The sequence below is a fragment of the Pseudoalteromonas sp. S554 genome, assembly GCF_005930865.1.
In the GTDB taxonomy this organism is placed as follows: Bacteria; Pseudomonadota; Gammaproteobacteria; order Enterobacterales; family Alteromonadaceae; genus Pseudoalteromonas; species Pseudoalteromonas marina.
In genome coordinates this window covers 1-17,999 of record NZ_PNDV01000007.1, presented here as the reverse complement: position 1 = coordinate 17,999, position 17,999 = coordinate 1, and the positions used below count along the sequence as shown (strand labels likewise).

The following is a 17,999-nucleotide window of genomic DNA, read 5'->3' as shown; positions in this document are numbered from 1 at the left end:
ATAATTGAAAATATCTTACACTGGTTTTACTTCAAGTAAGGACAGTGTCGTATGCTCAATATTATTCAATCAAACCGTATGGAAGCCCTGCAAGCACAGTTTCATCAACTGTTAAAGGTAAGCCCATTGCAAAGCCCGTTCGATAAGGAAGTGGTGCTGGTGCAATCTCCGGGTATGTCGCAGTGGCTAAAAATTGGCTTGAGCGAGCATTTAGGTGTGGCTGCACAGGTTGATTTTCCGTTGCCATCGAGTTTCATTTGGCAACTTTATCAGCAGCTATTACCGAATGTGCCTAAAGAGTCGGCCTTTAACAAACCTAACCTTGCATGGAAATTATTTTCAATTTTACCCACTTGTATTGACGAACCGCTTTACTTACCCCTAAAAACCTACTTAGAGGGCGATATTGATGGCCAAAAAACCTTTGCTCTATGTGAAAAAATAGCTGATGTGTACGACCAATACCTCATGTATCGACCGCATTGGATAGCAACATGGGATAGCGGAAATGATGAACTTGATGACGTAGATGTGACCATTGCACCATGGCAGCCTGATTTATGGCGCCGAATTGTAAAATTAAGCAAAGCGCTGGGCCAAAGCCAATTTCACCGTGCAAATATGCAGGGGCAATTACTTGCTGCGTTGGAAAATATGGACAACAGCTTATTACCCAAACGCATTAGTTTATTTGGTATATCAGCCATTGCCAATTCTCAGCTTGATGTGTTTGAAGCATTGAGCAAAAAAACAGAGGTGTTTTTATTCTTTTTTAACCCGAGTGAGCATTACTGGGGTGACATAATCGACGAAAAAACAGCGGCCAAAATAAATGCTAAATACGCCAAAATGCCGCTGGTGGAAGCGCAACAAAAAAAACAATCTAACCCAGATGAAGACTATTACTTTATAGGTAACCCACTTTTATCGTCGTGGGGGAAGTTAGGTCGCGATTATTTTGAACAGCTAGTGCAACTTGATGCCCGTTGGATTGATGGCTTTATAGATGCTTTTGACGCTACATTACTTGGGCAAGTACAAAGCGAAATTTATCAGCTTGCGTTTAAAGGGGAGTCGCTTACCGATAACAAAGAATGGTTTATAAACGATGAAGGTAAATTACCAGTAAGTGCAAACGATACCAGCATTACCCTTAGTGACTGCCATACACCGCTTAGAGAAGTTGAGCGATTACACGACTACTTACTTAATTTGTTTAACCAAAACCCTGCGCTTACCCCAAAAGACATTATTGTAATGATGCCCGATGTAGGCACATACAGCCCCTATATAGAAGCTGTATTTGGTGGTGCGCAAGGCAGCCGCTATATTCCCTACGCGTTAGCTGATTTAGCCATAGAGCAAGAAAAACCAGTACTAAGCTCGTTTGCCAGCTTAGCTAACTTACCGTTCTCGCGCTTTGGCGTATCAGATATTTTAGATTTACTACAAGTAACCCAAATAGCTGAAAAGTTTGGCCTTGAAGCGCACGAGTACGAACAAATACAGTACTGGCTTGAACGCGTAGGTGTTAAATGGGGCATCAACGGCGAACATAAACACAGTTTTGATTTACCCGCCATTGAACTAAATACATGGCAGCATGGTTTAAACCGTTTATTACTGGGTATTGCCATGCGCGACGAGCAATGCCCATTTAATGGTATTTACAGCGCCGACGAAGTAGAAGGAATGGCGCTTGATACGCTTAATAAGCTGGTAGGCTTTATCGATGTGCTTCAAAACTTTAAAGCTAAGCTTACCCCCGATGACACCCTCACTAATAAGGCACAAATTTTAAGCGAGCTACTTGGCGCTGTTTACGAGAGTGAAAGCGACGACAGTTGGGATTTATTAGTGCTGCAAAAAGTGCTAGAAGATATTCAAAAGCACCACGATAACGGTGACTACAATCAAGCGGTGTCGCAGCGCATAGTTAGCTATTTAATAAAACAGGGTATACAAGAAAAAGGCGTCGGTCAGCGGTTTTTAGTGGGGCAAGTAAATTTTTGTACGCTTATGCCCATGCGCGCCGTGCCATTTAAAGTAGTGTGCATGCTAGGTTTAAACGACGCTGACTACCCACGTAATGTGCAGCCTATTGGGTTTGATTTAGTACCACACTCTAAAAAACAAAAAGGTGACCGATCACGAAAATTAGATGACCGTTACCTATTTTTAGAGGCGCTACTTAGCGCCCGTGAAAATCTTTATATGAGCTATATTGGCCGCTCCTGCTTTGATAACCAACCTCGTATGCCATCAACCCTAGTGAGCGAGTTATTAGAATACATAGGGCGAAGTTTTACGCTGGGTGACGACTCATCCAAAGCATTACCGGCATGTTTGATTAGCCAGCAACACTTGCAACCGTTTAATAGCCACTACTACCAAGATAATAAAAATAGTACCGTGCTTAATGATCACAGCTATAACCCAATTTGGTTGCCAAATGAGCCCATATTACCAGAGCCAGTTAGCGCACTTGATGTAAAACCACCTGAACAGTTAGAGCTTGATGTATTTATACGCAGTGTTTGCAGCGCACAAGAAAGTTTTTACAATCAAACCTTGGGTTTACGTTTGCCGCAATTTAACGAAGTAGCAAAAGATGAAGAGCCATTTAGTATTGATGCGCTGCGCCGTTACTTTTATTTAGACGAAATATTAGAAGCCACAATTAACGATACGCCAATGAGTACTGAGCAAATTTTGCAACGCGGCGAGTTACCGCAGGCGAATGTGGGAAGTTTAGTTTTACAAAGCATGCAACACCGCGTTGACGCGCTTGCAGGGCAGGTGAAAGAGCAAATAAAAGCGGGTAAAAGTGAGCCTATAGAGGTGTCGTTTAATATTCAAGGAACACAAATTCAGGGCTGGCTTAACCATATTTTTATGCAAAAGCAGGTGTTTTACCGTAGCGCCAGCATTAAAGCCAAAGACATGATTAGAGGCTTTATTTATCACCTTGTGGCACAAAGTTTGGGGCATAACCTCGAAACTTTATTACTTGGGCTTGATAAACAAATTAGTTTTGCGCCTATGGGCAAAGCTGACGCTGATTTAATTTTGGCAGATTGGTTTGAATTATACAAAGCACTGCGCAAAGAGCCTGTGGCGTTTTATCCGGTAAGTGGGTACGAATACATAAAAACGGGTGGCGATATGGCAAAAGCGATGAATAAATTTAGTCCGCAATACATAGGCCGAGGTGAAGGTGAAAACCCCTACATTAGATTAACGGTGCAATCACTTAACGACTGCCAAGACGAGTTTATTAGCTGGAGCGAAAAGCTACTTACGCCGTTATATGAGCATGCTAAGGAGAGCGACCATGCAAGCGCTTAATCCACTTACTATGCCACTCAAAGGGCAAAGTTTAATAGAAGCCAGTGCCGGAACGGGTAAAACGTATACCATTACCGGGTTATATTTACGCTATTTACTTGGCATGCAAATACCGGGTGAGCTTAATGCTCCTTTAAGCGTAGAACAGATTTTGGTAGTAACGTTTACCGACGCTGCTACTCAAGAAATCAAAGATCGTGTGCGTAACCGTATTATTGCAGCCAGAGATGCATTACTTGGGCAAAACCCAAACGATGAGTTAATTGAAGGCGTAATTGCCGCAGTAGATGACAAACACAGCGCCTTTGATTTACTGGACGCTGCAGCAAAATCGATGGATGAAGCTGCTATATTTACGATTCATGGCTTTTGTCAGCGAATGTTAAAACAACATGCGTTTGAGTCGGGTGTGGCATTTAATTTAGAGTTTATTTTAGACGAGCGCGACATACTGCTCGAAACAATAAAAGACTTCTGGCGTTCGTTTGTTTATCCACTGAGTGAAGACAGAACCGATGCTATTTTAGATGTATTTTCAGCACCCGAGTCTTTATTTTCTCAAGTAGCCAGCATTTTAAATAAAGCCAATGCGCACATAACACCGCAAATAAACTTAGATGATGTATGGCAAGCTCGTGATGAATACCTAGCTCTCATCCCACAGTTTAAAAAAGATTGCCAAGAACACGCATTTACTGATGCTATTAAAGGCTCAGGCCTAAGTGGTGCTAAAACCCCCGCTCGTAAAGCAAGCCTTGCAGCGCTTGATGCATTTTGTGCAAGCAGTGACGTGTTTTTTGAGTTTGGTACCAATAAGTATTCGTTTGAAATATGGAGTACCGAGAACTTAAGTGACACCACTAACTATAAAAAAAATCAGCCTTTGTTTACGCATCCGTTATTAAGTCAGTTTGATACCTTATCAGCGCTTAACAACACCATGAACCAAGGTTTAAAAATAGCGTTGGTACAAGAAGCTGCACGCTGGGTAAAATCAGCCATTGTTAAGCGTAAGCAAGAGCAAAGTGTGATCACCCCCGACGACTTACTCACTAATTTATACACTGCACTTAATAATGAGCAAGGTGATGTGCTTGCGCAAAAAATTGCGCAATTATTTCCGGTTGCTATGATAGATGAGTTTCAAGACACCGATCCGATTCAGTATGGTATTTTTAGTCACATTTATGGCCAAGCCAATACCACACTTGCCATGATAGGCGATCCTAAACAAGCTATTTACGGTTTTAGAGGCGCAGATATATTTACGTATATAGGCGCAAAAAAGGCGGTAGACGAGCCTCAACAATTTACACTGGGCACAAATTTTCGCTCAAGCAGCGATATAGTAAACAGCGTAAATAGCTTATTTAGCAAACACGACAACAGTTTTATTTATAACGATGTGATTCCGTTTAACAAAGTGAGCGCTAAGGGTAAAAAAGCAGATGAATCGTTTTTAATTGATGGTAAACCGGCCAACGCCTTTGAATTTAATGTGTTTGTAGATGAAGCCGCCGATGAAAAAAATAAACCCACCAGTAAAGGGGTAGGGCAAGCACATCTGGCTACTTACTTTGCGAATAAGATAGTCACTTTATTAGAACACGCTAAACAAGGCACAGCGTGCATAGGTAAAACGCCAATAAGTGCGGCAGACATATGTATTTTGGTGCGTGACCGCGTTGAAGCGCAAATAATGAAAAAGGCTTTGAGCGAGGCTAAAATTGCCAGTGTGTATCTATCCCGCGACAGCGTGTTTAGCCAAGAGTTGAGCCATCATTTACTTAATTTTTTAACTGCATTACATGGTCAATATGACGAGTCATTACTTCGTGGTGTGCTCGCAGGACCGTTATTTTGTTTAAGTTATAACGATGTATACGCACTTGCCGATAACGAAAACGCTTGGCAAGAGCACTTAAACTTTTTTGCTCAGCTTAGCCATATTTGGCATAAGCAAGGGGCAATGGCCATGCTTGAGCGATTACTAAGCCATAATCAGTTAAGTGCTAAATGGCAAGGTTTAGGCTACAACGTGGAGCGGTGGCTTACCGACTTTAGACACCTTGGTGAAATATTACAGCAAAAACAAATTGAGCTTGAAGGCACATTACGCCTACTGCGCTGGTTTGCGCAAAAGGTGAGTCAACAAGATGGCGAAACTGTTCAAGTACGTTTAGAAAGTGATGCAAACTTAGTTAAAATTGTGACAATGCATGCTTCAAAAGGGCTCGAATATCCATTGGTATTTATGCCGTTTGCCAGTGGTTATCGTGAAACTAAAGAAGCGCTTTATCATAAAAATGGCAAACTTATTTATGATTTAAGTAAGAATGAAGACGCACTCCAGCAGGCTGAAAAAGAGCGCTTAGCCGAAGATTTACGTTTATTGTATGTAGCGCTTACGCGAGCAGTGCATTTTTGTGCGCTGGGTGTTTATAACATAGGGCAAGGGCAAAGTAGTCGGTTAGCAATTCAAAGTAGTGCGCTTGGGCATGTGCTGTTCTCAGAGCTCGAAATTTCAAGCAGTCAAATATGGCGAACACATTTAAGTGAGTTTTGCGACAAGCACACATTTATGTGTTATCAGCAATTTACCTCTGAAGAATTACGCCAACAGGGAACCTTACAGTTTGCTAATACCGAGGCTGCTCAGCAAATTCTGAGTGTAAAAAATAGTAAGGCGCACATAGAACGAGATTGGCGTGCAACCAGCTTTAGTGCATTGAGTTTTAAAAAGCACAGTGATGAATTAGCCCCAGGGCGAAGCGATGAAGATCACGAGAAAGACGAGTTTGCCGTTCAACAAGACGAACTCCCTTCACCTTTTAGTTTTCCTAAAGGGGCAAAGCCAGGAAGCTGTTTACACGAAATTTTTGAACAAATTGATTTTACAAGTCCCGTTGCTCACCCCACAAACAGCGAGCAAAATTTGTCACAGGTTATTAAACGGGCCTTTGATAAATATCACATTAGCGACACATGGCAGCCAATTGCCCAGCAGTGGGTGCTCGATGTACTTAATTGCCCATTGAATGCTCAAACTGATTTAAGTTTAAGTAAGCTAGCGCCCAGTGACTGCTTAGTCGAAATGGAGTTTAATTTACCGCTGACTAGTTTAAGTGCCCCCAAGCTTAACGAAGTGCTAATTAAACACTTTGGCTTTGTGCAAAGTAAGCTGGATTTTTCTCATGTTAAAGGGCTTTTAAAAGGCTTTGTAGATTTAATATTTTGCTACCAAGGTAAATATTATATTTTAGATTATAAATCTAATTACTTAGGTAATACGCCTAAAGATTATGAACCCGAACAGCTAGAGCAAGCCATGAGCAGCCATCAATACCATTTACAGTATTTAATATATACCGTAGCGCTGCATAGGCTATTAAAGCAACGCATTAGTGACTACTCAATTGAGCGTCACTTAGGGGGCGTGTATTACACCTTTTTACGTGGCATGCCAGCAGGGCAAGGTGTTTTCTTTAATCAATTGACACTAGAGCAAGTAACTATCTTAGATGGCTTATTTAGCCAAGGAGCCATGCTATGAGTGAGTTAAATCAACAGCCGGGTTTATTTGACGCGCTAGAAGACGACGTTGAACAAACGCCTTTAGCGCATGAGCAACAGGCAGTATCTAATAGTGTGGTTACCGAAGTGCCGTTACTGGATTATTTACTGGGCGAAAATAGAATACGCGTCGTTGATGTAAAACTTGCGCAGTTACTCTCAAATACGGATGAAAGAACACATAATGAGCTGTTTTATATTGTATTATTGTTATGTATAGCCCAACAAAGCCAGCACAGTTGCTTAACATTAAACACCATAGATTGGGCCAATCCATTTAATTTACGCCAAAGCGACTTTAATAAAGTTGAAGGAAATATTCCCACTACGTATAGCCCATTTGTGCAAGGGTTTAACCAACAAACCGCGTTAACCTACTTACAAAATCATCAAAGCGTTGGGGATGCCAAACCACTTCAGTTATTTGACCAACGCCTTTATTTTTCGCGTTTGGCAGCTTATGAGCACATACTTGCAGAGCGGCTATTAGGCATGAGTGAGCGAGCGCTTAATATTGATAGTCAAACTCTTACTGCTTTATTACAGCATTATTTCCCAGAGCCACCTGTGGCCGACGTTGACTGGCAAAAAGTGGCGTGCGCAATTGCAGCAACTAAAGGGTTTAGTGTAATAACCGGTGGCCCAGGAACAGGTAAAACAACCACAGTAACTAAGTTGCTGGCTATATTGCAATCGCTTTACAAAGCAGCGCCATTAAGCATAAAGCTGGTGGCACCGACGGGTAAAGCTGCGGCAAGGCTAAGTGAGTCTATTTTAGGGGCTAAAAATCAGCTAAGTAGTATACCCGACGATATTAAAGCGCTGATCCCTGATACTGCGCAAACTATTCATCGCTTATTGGGGGTAAAACCTTTTACTAATAAATTTAGACACAGTCAAAGCAATCCTCTGCACCTAGATGTGTTAATTATTGATGAAGCAAGCATGGTGGATTTATCGCTAATGGCGAAATTAATTGAAGCTTTGCCTGCTCATGCTCGATTAATAATGCTTGGTGATAAAGACCAACTTGCCTCGGTTGATACAGGCAGCGTTATGAGCGATTTGTGCCAAGGGCTTGCACTTGGGCGCACACCAAACTACTCAAAGCAGCGGTGTGATGAATTAAATGCGCTTTGTTTTGATGATCAGCCTACATTAATATCGCAGGGAAATAGCCTATTTAAACTAGCCGATTGCATTGCCTTTTTACAACGCAGTTACCGCTTTGACGCTAAAAGTGGTATAGGGCAACTAGCATTGGCAGTTAATACAAATAATAGTGGCTTATTAAATTATGTAGAGCAGGAAAGTGTTGAAGGGCGTTTTAGTGATGTTATTTTGGATTACGACTTTATAGGTAAACCAATAGAAAACCTAGTAAATCGAGCAGCCAAACATTATGCACACTATTTAAATTTAATTGCCCAAGGTGAGAGTGTAGCCAAAGTGCATGCTGCGTTTGCAGGTTATCAATTACTGGCCGCAGTAAAAGAGGGAGACTACGGCGTTAATAGTTTGAACCAACGTATCGAACGCACCCTGCAGCAACAAGGGTTAATAAACGTAAACCCAAACCAGCGCCACTATAGTGGTATGCCCATAATGGTTAGCCAAAACGATTACCAATTAAAGCTCTTTAATGGCGATATTGGTATTTTAATGAATGATGAAGCTGGGCAGCTTAAGGCTATATTTATTGACGAGCAGGGCAGCACACGTGCATTTTCACCGGCCCGTTTACCCGCCCACGACAAGGTGTTTGCAATGACAATACATAAGTCTCAAGGGTCAGAATTTAGCTATACCGCAATGGTTTTACCGCCATTACAGCAGGCAAGTGTTGGGGTTAATCGCCAGCTTGTTTATACCGGAATTACCCGTGCTAAAAATACTTTTGAGTTAGTTGCCGATAAAAAGGTACTGCAGTTAGCAATGAATAAAACTGTATCGCGATCATCTGGTTTATATGAGCGGTTACAAGTGAAATAACCTTATGAAAACCTCATTTACAATAAATCGCATTACTACAAGTTCTGGCATATTTAGAGTAAAAGGGCTGTGGTGCACTCAATACGAAAACATCGATAGCGTAGAAATAACCTCGCTACAAATAATGGGAACAGACGGTTGGGTACGTATAAGTCACCAATATGAAGAAAACGCCCAGTGCATAGAAACGTTATTACCTGCACTATTACTGCATTTAAAAGCGTAAATGGGGCTTAAACAGTGATTTTAGTAAAATAGCCCATCGTAAAGTTTGACTTATATGGAGGCTATATTAAAGTAATAAATGGTCCCAAATGTGTGTTAAGTGTTTACTTTACCATGTAAAAGTCTTGGCTTTGGTTGAACTTTAAGCAAATTATTTAACGCTAGGGCAAATTTCATTTATCACGTAGATAAATTAGCCTCTGCATTTATAAATTTCATACCTCGAGTATTAGTAAGGATATTAATGTTTTTTTCTAATAGTAAACAAAACGAAATAGCATCTTTAAAAGCAGAGCTTTACCCACTACAACAAGTATGGGAAGGCCTTAATCGTGAAATGCTAGTAATTAATATTCTTTATGACGGACGAATTTCCCACGCAAACGAGCAGCTCCTTAATATGCTGGGCTATCGAGAAAATCATATTATTAATACTCCGCTTTTAGATATTATTTCCGAACATTCCCAGCACTCAGACGAGTACAAAAGCTTACAAAAAGCGATTAAAAAAGAGGGCCATTGGGGGGGCGCGTTACAATTTATTCGCCAAGACGGTCAAGTAGAGTGGTTACGCTTAATTGTTCATCCTGTAAAAGGAGAGCAAGATCAGCTTTTGTATTTTTCTATTTTTTGTACCGTATTAACCAAAACAATTACTGCATCTCGTGAGCAAAGTGACACAATTAAAGCAATTTATCGTTCTATGGCGGTTATTGAATTTGATTTAGAGGGGCATGCTTTAAAAGCTAATCAGCAATTTTTAGACGCTATGAGCTATAAAGAAAAAGAAATTTTGGGTCAGCATCACCGAATTTTTTGTGAGCGCGAAGAGGCTGAATCTCCAGAGTACCAAACGTTTTGGCAAAAACTTAGGCAGGGTCAGTTTATTGCGTCTCGATTTAAGCGAGTAGATAAGCACGGCAATATTGTATGGTTAGAGGCATCTTACAATCCTATTTCTAACGATGCAGGAAAACTGTACAAGGTAATGAAATTTGCCACGGTAATTACAGAGCAAGTAAATCGAGAAATTGCAACTTCGCAAGCTGCCGAAATTGCCTACAGCACCTCAACACAAACAGATAAAAAAGCAGAGCAAGGCGCTGAAGTAGTTAAAGACACTGTGGCAGTAATGACAGAGCTTGCAATTAATATGGAACAAGCGGCAAGTGAAATTTCGGCATTAGATCAACAATCTCAGCAAATAGCGAGCATAGTTCAAAGCATTAGTAGTATTGCTGAGCAAACTAATTTACTTGCACTCAATGCAGCTATTGAGGCCGCCCGTGCTGGTGAGCAAGGTCGGGGGTTTGCCGTTGTAGCAGACGAGGTTCGTCTGCTCGCATCACGTACGTCTAAAGCAACAGAAGAAATTGTAGAAGTTGTACAGCGCAATCAATCGCAAACTCAAAACACGGTAGATGTGATTGAAAAAGGGAAAGAAAAAGCAGAGCAAGGCTTAGCTTTATCTAAAGAGTCTGGACATGTAATGACTGAAATTCAAAATGGTGCTCAAGAAGTTGTAAATGCTATAGGGCAATTTACAAGCGAGCTTAAAGGTCAATAAAGTCAGTTAAAAATTTTTGCCAAGGCTAAACCACGTTTAGGCTTGGCAAAATAGATTGCACTCCTCAGCTATATTTTTACAAACCCACCATATAATTCCAAAAAAGACAACTTTTAAGTTGTTGATAAAAAATAAATTTTGTTTTGATTCAATATAAATGATAATAAATTGTTGCATTTTTGTTCTTTGTTCCTAATACTGGTCATTGTCTGGACTGATCAGTCATACTAATTTGCTTAACTAAGTACGTTGCTAAAGGCAGGTAAAATAGAGTTATAACTCGCTGATAGTAGAATCAGGTTATTTCCTCTAATGCTTAATATTGCAGATAAGTAAAAAAAGACACTAATAATGAATACCTTAACAAATAATATTTAACACACACATTAAGGAATTTTATGAACAACACACACACACACAAGTGGATAAAACCTCAGCATATAGTGGGCGCATGCCTTGCTATGCTAATGAGTTTTTCAGCTGCAAGTAAAGATCACAAAATAATATTAATTCATGGTTTGCAGGTATCTCAAATAACCAATAAATCAGGTAGCGACGTTGTAAATGATGGCGAAACATATTGGCAGTCGTATTGGAATAACAGAGCAGATGAACGAATTGATTGGCCTGCCTACGAGCGTGTTGAAGGTAAAATAGCAACAGATTGGGTTTGGCCTAAATTAAAGCAGTTATCTCGCTCAAACTTATGTGCTGATGGCTGTGTATTAGTGACACACTCTACTGGGGATTTAATTGCACGCCATATTATTGATAACCAAGCAAACTGGTTAGAAAACGCAGGGCTTTCTCCACTCAATATTGTTGCTACATTTGATTTAGCCGGTGCTGGTGGCGGTAGTGAACTTGCTGATGTTGCTGTAAGCGCACTTACAGGTGCATCGTGGAATTTTGCTATAGATGCAGCACTTAGATGGTGGCTAGGAAGCGATGTTACTGAAGCGGTTGGCGTGTTACACGATTTAAAAGTAAATAATGCGCGTAAAATTTCTCCATTTCCAGATGCGCGTACACCTCGTTTACGTTTTGTTGCCGACGGTAATGAATACTTAGGGATCACTGGCGCATTTTTAAAAGGTAATGATGATTCGGTTGTTGCGTCGCACTCATCATGTGGTGCAAGCTCTGCACGGTCATTTGGTAGCTGTAGCAGCAGTATTGATACTGATGGTCGATTAAAATCACAAAGTGATGCGGTAAATAGTTTTATGCCTAACCATTACCCTATGATGATGAGTGACAGCTACAGCCATAATGAAATTCATAATGCTCAGCGTAAAGGTAATGTAACCATTGCTATGAATAACATTAATGTCGACGGACAAAATGTTGGCTTTAATACATTTGATCAAACAACAGGGTCGTGGTTTTGGAAAAAGAACTACCGTTATATTAAAAATTCAAACACAACGAGTGCTTCTGCATTAATTTATAATGTGATCCCATAAACGTTAAATGTGCAGCTTAATTAAGCTGCACTTTTTATAAGGATTGAGCTATTAATGATAAAAAAAATCCTAGTAGTCGTTTCAATAATGGCTGTATTGGCTTTATTAGTTTGGCCCTCTCAAGAAGAGGCTAAAGTTGAAGTCGCTGTTGTTAAGATAAAACAGCCTTTAACCGCTGAGAGTAAATTAAACATTCAAGCAACCACTGTAAACTTACCCGCTAAATCACTACAAAAACAAAAAGTAACAACAGATTATAATAGCAACTTAGCAAAAGCAGCAGAGCAGGTTGCCACTCAATACGAGCGTGCGCTTAAATATCCGCCATATTCACAACCATTGTCTGAATTTGATGAAGACCGTTTAAAACCTAATCAATTTTACCCTGTTGAAAGTCCAATAGACGACAAAGGAAATGCGGTTACAGTCAGCCTTAGTAAATATAGGTTTGTGTATCCAGAAGAAATAACATTAAAAGTCAGCGCAGGTGGCCTTAAAAATGTGAATGTAGAGCTTGCCAATACAGATACAAAAGAGACTGTAACAACCTATAAAAGTAATGCACAAGATGGCGAAGCCAATGTTATTTTTAAAGCTGAGGAAGACTATCCGCGAAATTTACAAATATTTGTTGAAGCAAATGTTGATGGAAAACAAATCCCTGTAGTGGCGCAAATTCAATATATGCCACCGAGTGCGACACTTATTGGTTTTGAGTCGGCATACCCACAAAGCGAAAACATGCTTATACCCGCCAATTTAAAAGTAGTAAAAAAGGGCTTGTACCGTATTCGGGCGAACCTTTTTACTGGCGACACACCACTTGCGCACTTGGTGAGTAAACAACGTTTAAGTGAAGGAAGCCAAACTATTGATTTAAAAGCACATTGGTCAATTTTGCCGCAAGGTATGGCTGATATGCGTTTGAGTGGATTTGTAATTGAAAGGATGTCGCCAAGTCCTGGCGAGCGAAACAGTTTTGGTAACAGTGAAATTAGCCACTTTGATATAAATGACTTTCCTTTTGACAGTTTACAACAGCTGCCATACCAACCTAATGAGCAAGAAAAATTAAGCTTGGAGTTTTTAAAAGGATTAGCCGACGGTTAAACTAGTTTTGGGTTTGCTTTAATGCAAACCCAAAAATACAACTTAGTTAGCTTAAGTTAATTGTTACAACGCCAGCGTTTTCTTCGTCTGCATCGCTGATGACAGGTACTTTAGGAATATCTGGCTTGTCGAGTGCAATATCGCCGCCATCAATCACTTCACCCGTTTTTAGGTTTTCAAAATCAAATAATTCAGCATCTGCTAAATGAGATGGCACAATATTTTGCATGGCTGTAAAAATACTCTCAATGCGACCCGGATGATCTTTATTCCATTGCGCTAACATGTTTTTTGTATGTTTACGCTGCAAGTTTTCTTGAGAGCCACACAAGTTACACGGAATGATAGGATAGCCTTGAGTAAACGCGTATTTACTAATGTCTGCTTCTTTACAGTAGGCAAGCGGGCGGATAACCATATGCTCGCCGTTGTCGCTCATTAATTTAGCAGGCATACTTTTTAGTTTTCCACCATAAAACATGTTCAAAAACAGTGTTTCAATCATGTCGTCACGGTGATGACCAAGAGCAATTTTAGTTGCACCAAGCTCTTTAGCTGTGCGGTATAAAATACCACGGCGTAAGCGAGAACACAGCGAGCAGGTGGTTTTACCTTCAGGAATTATGTCGGTTACAATACTGTAGGTATCTTCTTCTACAATTTTGTACTCTACATCGAGTTTATCTAGGTACTCTGGCAATACATGTTCAGGGAAGCCGGGTTGCTTTTGGTCTAAATTAACAACCACAAGATCAAATTTAATCGGGGCTACACGTTTAAGGTGCTGCAGCATTTCAAGCATTGTATAGCTATCTTTTCCTTATATTGAATAATAACATGCAGAAAATATTTTTTTATATTATTTACAACAGGTTAAAGGTTTTAAACTTAACAAAAAATAAGGTAACTGTTAACTATGGAAGAAGAATGAAAGATTTGATGTATTTTCAGGCTTATGATGTTTTACAAAACGTGCTATTAGAAATATTCGGGGAGGGTGTTATTTTGCTTTAAACTTTTCTTTAATTTGATTTAATAACTCTTCCTTCTCGGAGTTATTTAAGTTAGCTATCTGAATTACCAATTCGGCTGTTATGTCGTCTTCACAAAAGAAATAGTTTAGTGGAACTCCTAGTTCTAAAGATATTCTCTTCAGCGTTTTAATGTCAGGTGTGTGTCTACCTTTCTCATAGTGATTCATGCGACTGCTCGCAGAGCTAGAATCAAGACCAATAAGAATCCCCAAATCCTTTTGAGATAAGTTAGCTTTTTTTCTGGCTTTAGCAAGCTGAGTTGGTATGGGGTTAATATATTCCAATGAATTATCATAAAAAACGACTTTATACTTAGATTCTCTAAGTTTTAGTCTATCATGTATACTTAGGAATCCTAAGCGTGTGGGTACTTATGACAAATACTTCTAGAGTGAATATTAAATTACATGAACTTATTGAGACCGGTGCACCAATTATTGAAGTGGCTAGTGAAATTGGAGTTTCTACTAAGCAGTTAAAGGCTTGGATTGCACAGGTTCACAAAGAAAGTTTTGACACTAACAAAAATAAATTTATTTTGATGAAGGTTGAGGAGCACCTTCAACATACATTAAGAGAAAGGGAAGTGTTATTAAAAGCTGTTAAAATATTTGCTCGAGAGATGAAAGATATATAATACAAAGACATATTTATGATTGTTCTACTGTCTAGCTCACTGTATATTCAATGAAAAAATCAATCCCTGCATAGTATGAAATTAGCCTGCGTTTATATTAGTGAACATCATCAGCTTAAAAACCTTTTTATACCGCTGATGTCAGAATTTATTTTCGATTTTAACGATAATGTATTAAAGATAAGTAAAAATGAGTTTTACGTACCAGACTATTATAAAGGGCTAAATTTACAAGCTGTCATAGGTAAAAATGGCTCCGGAAAAACCTCTATATTAGATTTTATCGAAAGTATTCATAGCTATAGCGAAAGCTCTGGTTTTTATTTATTTTTTGACTCGACTTTAAATTTATTTTCTAAAGTCGAGTTAAATATCGGTAAGTTAGATGTGAGGTTTTGTGAGCAACTTAAGGAATATTCAGTACGAAATTTTTTGCCGAGAGGTATGCACACAATTGTTAAAGTTAATAATCTGGCGAAATTTAGCTCAAATAAAAAGCCTAAAATGAAAAATGTTGTCGACCTAACATCTGAAAGGCTAAGTAGTAGTAAAGTAAATAGAACCAAGCAATTACGTAATTTGTTCACATATTTATGTCGTAAAAACAAAGCTAATGAAAGTCAGGTTTATTATACTTTTAAGTTCAGAGGATGGACTCCAGCTCTGAAGAATTGGTTGAAGCAATCCTTTCTTTTCGATATTACGAAAAAAGGTTTTTTTCATGATAATAGAGAGCTTTTTCTTAGATACCCTGAAAAATATAATCTATCTGTTTCAGAACTAGATGAGCTTTTCTCTTCTCTAGGCTCTATTAGAGAGCCTAGCGATATTCCTGGTCCCCTGCAAGGTTTGACTGATGAATTAAGCGATCTTTTCTTAAATAGTTTTTCATCGTATGTTTATGATGGGGATGCATTGGCTGTCTTAGTTCCTCCGGACTCTAAACTAGATGGCACAACTTCTGCGGCAATATTAGCTAAGGGAATTTTGAATATCTTCAGGTACAATATTCAAAAGATTGATATTGAGCAAAGTTTATCTGCTGATCTCTGTATGGCTTTAGTTAACAAGCTTTTTTTCGAAACTCATTCGCTTAAAATTAACAATGTTAGTTCACCCCTGAATATACGGAGGTGTATTACAGAAACAATAGAAAAAGCTATAACTATTAATACTTCAATAGATAAAAAAAACTATCACTCTATCGTCAATTTATGCAAAACGTTTGAAGAGGCTGTAGAAAAGGACTTAGATATTTTACTTGAGGTTGTTAGAAACATCAGTTGCGTAGATTTATCGGTTGTATTTGAGAATGATCCTAATGATATTGTGGCTTATAGATCTGATATTGATGAACCTTTCCGAGATTTAAAATTTAGTCTTTATGAATATTTTCCTACAGGTAGTCTCATTCACTTTCCAAATTATTCAGGATTAGAACGAGTGAAAGTAAAAGAGCCTCTTGATATTCTTTATGTTTCAGAACAAATTGATAAACTCCCAGATTACCTCCAAAAAAATATTGATCATGGTTGGCAAGGCTTGAGCAGTGGAGAGTTTGCTAAGACAAGTTTATTTTCATCTATTTTTAGTTGTTTGATAGCAGATGAGCCACCTGAATTTAAGTTATTTTTAATTGATGAAGCTGATCTATATTTACACCCAGAATGGCAACGGAAATTTATTTTTGAACTAATAGAATTAATAAAAAGTATCGGTTACGAGCCAAAGACACAATTTATTATAACTACGCATTCTCCACTTATAATTGGCGATTTTTTACCTGAAGATATCTTAGCTTTAAAAGTTGTAGCTGGAAAAACAGTTATTAGTAATTCACTAGGGTTTGGAACTAAGTTATCAGACTTTTACCTGGAAGGTATGCACCTTGATTCTACGTATGGGGAGCACTCAAGATCAAAGCTTCAAGCGCTTATAGATGCAAAGCTCACAGGCATACCGTTAACAAGAGAACAATTGAATCTAGCTTATAAAATATGTAATAAATCACTTCAGGAATCTTTGTTAGATGATTAAGTTTAAATACTCTTTTCCTGAAGGCTTTAGCAATAAATTAAAAAACTCTAATTTTTTAAAAAATGCTTTATTACATCAAAAAGCCGTATATGCAGAGATGATGGATCAGTGTCAGATTAGTTCAAATTTTTACAGTGCTTTATTCAGCGAATCATTTCTTTTAAGCTTAATATTTTGTTCTCCAAAAAATTTAAGCCGAAAAATAAATGAGGTTTATGAAAATTATCCTCTTCTTGCAGATAGATTTAATCCATACTTTAACTTTAGAAGTTATGATTTAAATTTTGACGTCTCTTTGATTAAATCAAAAACTATTACAGATAGAAACTCTGTTTTTGCATTAAAAGCTAAATTTATCATTGAATTGGGAAAAATTCGCAACGAAAAATCATCTATATTATCTAATTACTTTTATGTAGAACTTATAAATGCAACAACCCCAATAAAAATCTACCATGTATGTTGTAGAATAAGAAATATACACTTAGGCATTTCAGCTACACCAAAAGTTGTTCGAAACAAATACCCGTTGTGGTTTCATAAACTAGAAAAAATATTTAATTATGAAGCTCTGAGAGCTGAATTAGGGCAAGAAATAATTGAATCAAGCTCTTTGGAGATTTGCCCTTACTGTAATAAAAGAGATATCGAAACCACTTTAGGTAGAAATGTTATAGCTAGAGCCGATTTAGACCATTTTTACCCTAAAAGTAAATATCCTTTTTTAGCAACCACACTATACAATTTAATTCCTGCGTGTAACTTTTGTAATCAGAAGTTTAAAAAGTCTATAGACACTTATTTGAAAAACATGCATCCACTTATTGCCGGAACTAGGGGCTATAGGGTATTTAGTTTTGCACCTTTATTAGATAAGCCGCCTTTGATTAATTTAAGTGGTTGCGCTAAGTTCAATAATAACATTATATTATTTGAGCTTGAGGCGGAGTATCAGAAAGGTTCTATAAAGCGAGAATATATTTCAATGAATGATTGAATCGCCCCGAGTT

At 38.5% G+C, this 17,999-nt stretch carries 11 protein-coding genes and 1 pseudogene; 10 read left to right on the top strand and 2 right to left on the bottom strand.

Annotated features, from left to right (window positions below):
- Positions 1-51: 51 nt before the first annotated feature.
- The 7 genes from recC to CWB65_RS03590 all read left to right on the top strand — a co-directional run bounded on the left by recC (position 52) and on the right by CWB65_RS03590 (position 13,281).
- Entirely contained in the window at positions 52-3,348 is a 3,297-nt protein-coding gene (gene recC / locus CWB65_RS03620) for an exodeoxyribonuclease V subunit gamma (protein WP_138739899.1), read from the top strand.
- Positions 3,335-6,901 (top strand): exodeoxyribonuclease V subunit beta, encoded by a 3,567-nt coding sequence (gene recB, locus CWB65_RS03615; RefSeq protein WP_138739898.1) that lies wholly within the window; start codon positions 3,335-3,337, stop codon positions 6,899-6,901. Before recC ends, recB begins: the two co-directional genes overlap by 14 nt.
- Complete coding sequence (gene recD, locus CWB65_RS03610) at positions 6,898-8,913, top strand: exodeoxyribonuclease V subunit alpha (protein WP_138739897.1); 2,016 nt, start codon at positions 6,898-6,900, stop codon at positions 8,911-8,913. The genes recB and recD overlap by 4 nt, the downstream gene beginning before the upstream one ends.
- 4 nt (positions 8,914-8,917) lie before the next feature.
- A complete protein-coding gene (locus tag CWB65_RS03605; RefSeq protein ID WP_138739896.1) occupies positions 8,918-9,139 on the top strand; it encodes a hypothetical protein in 222 nt (73 codons plus the stop codon).
- Positions 9,140-9,382: 243 nt separating this feature from the next.
- The gene (locus CWB65_RS20150) at positions 9,383-10,705 is read left to right on the top strand and encodes a methyl-accepting chemotaxis protein (RefSeq protein WP_138739895.1); all 1,323 of its coding nucleotides are present in this window, start codon (positions 9,383-9,385) and stop codon (positions 10,703-10,705) included.
- A gap of 398 nt (positions 10,706-11,103) precedes the next feature.
- Complete coding sequence (locus CWB65_RS03595; RefSeq protein WP_010557284.1) at positions 11,104-12,171, top strand: hypothetical protein; 1,068 nt, start codon at positions 11,104-11,106, stop codon at positions 12,169-12,171.
- Positions 12,172-12,225: 54 nt separating this feature from the next.
- On the top strand, positions 12,226-13,281 hold the full coding sequence (locus tag CWB65_RS03590; RefSeq protein ID WP_138739894.1) for a hypothetical protein: 1,056 nt from the start codon (positions 12,226-12,228) through the stop codon (positions 13,279-13,281).
- A 46-nt stretch (positions 13,282-13,327) separates the two neighbouring features.
- Here the strand turns inward: CWB65_RS03590 and ttcA are convergent.
- A pseudogene (gene ttcA, locus CWB65_RS03585) lies at positions 13,328-14,101 on the bottom strand (tRNA 2-thiocytidine(32) synthetase TtcA); the annotation flags it as partial.
- 180 nt (positions 14,102-14,281) lie between these two features.
- Positions 14,282-14,599: a helix-turn-helix domain-containing protein gene (locus CWB65_RS03580; RefSeq protein WP_138739893.1), complete on the bottom strand. Its 318-nt coding sequence runs from the start codon at positions 14,597-14,599 to the stop codon at positions 14,282-14,284.
- An 89-nt stretch (positions 14,600-14,688) separates the two neighbouring features.
- Here CWB65_RS03580 and CWB65_RS03575 point away from each other — a divergent pair, with 89 nt between their 5' ends.
- The 3 genes from CWB65_RS03575 to CWB65_RS03565 all read left to right on the top strand — a co-directional run bounded on the left by CWB65_RS03575 (position 14,689) and on the right by CWB65_RS03565 (position 17,986).
- Positions 14,689-14,952, top strand: a complete 264-nt coding sequence (locus CWB65_RS03575) for a transposase (protein WP_138607086.1) — start codon at positions 14,689-14,691, stop codon at positions 14,950-14,952.
- A 75-nt stretch (positions 14,953-15,027) separates the two neighbouring features.
- Positions 15,028-16,989, top strand: coding sequence for an AAA family ATPase (locus tag CWB65_RS03570; protein WP_138739892.1), 1,962 nt, complete (start codon positions 15,028-15,030; stop codon positions 16,987-16,989).
- The gene (locus CWB65_RS03565; protein ID WP_138739891.1) at positions 16,982-17,986 is read left to right on the top strand and encodes an HNH endonuclease; all 1,005 of its coding nucleotides are present in this window, start codon (positions 16,982-16,984) and stop codon (positions 17,984-17,986) included. Before CWB65_RS03570 ends, CWB65_RS03565 begins: the two co-directional genes overlap by 8 nt.
- Positions 17,987-17,999: the final 13 nt, after the last annotated feature.

What these genes read in the sequence shown, in the direction of transcription:
- recC (WP_138739899.1), top strand. Translation starts at nt 52, where the DNA reads ATGCTCAATATTATTCAATCAAACCGTATGGAAGCCCTGCAAGCACAG.
- recB (WP_138739898.1), top strand. Translation starts at nt 3,335, where the DNA reads ATGCAAGCGCTTAATCCACTTACTATGCCACTCAAAGGGCAAAGTTTA.
- recD (WP_138739897.1), top strand. Translation starts at nt 6,898, where the DNA reads ATGAGTGAGTTAAATCAACAGCCGGGTTTATTTGACGCGCTAGAAGAC.
- CWB65_RS03605 (WP_138739896.1), top strand. Translation starts at nt 8,918, where the DNA reads ATGAAAACCTCATTTACAATAAATCGCATTACTACAAGTTCTGGCATA.
- CWB65_RS20150 (WP_138739895.1), top strand. Translation starts at nt 9,383, where the DNA reads ATGTTTTTTTCTAATAGTAAACAAAACGAAATAGCATCTTTAAAAGCA.
- CWB65_RS03595 (WP_010557284.1), top strand. Translation starts at nt 11,104, where the DNA reads ATGAACAACACACACACACACAAGTGGATAAAACCTCAGCATATAGTG.
- CWB65_RS03590 (WP_138739894.1), top strand. Translation starts at nt 12,226, where the DNA reads ATGATAAAAAAAATCCTAGTAGTCGTTTCAATAATGGCTGTATTGGCT.
- CWB65_RS03575 (WP_138607086.1), top strand. Translation starts at nt 14,689, where the DNA reads ATGACAAATACTTCTAGAGTGAATATTAAATTACATGAACTTATTGAG.
- CWB65_RS03570 (WP_138739892.1), top strand. Translation starts at nt 15,028, where the DNA reads ATGAAATTAGCCTGCGTTTATATTAGTGAACATCATCAGCTTAAAAAC.
- CWB65_RS03565 (WP_138739891.1), top strand. Translation starts at nt 16,982, where the DNA reads ATGATTAAGTTTAAATACTCTTTTCCTGAAGGCTTTAGCAATAAATTA.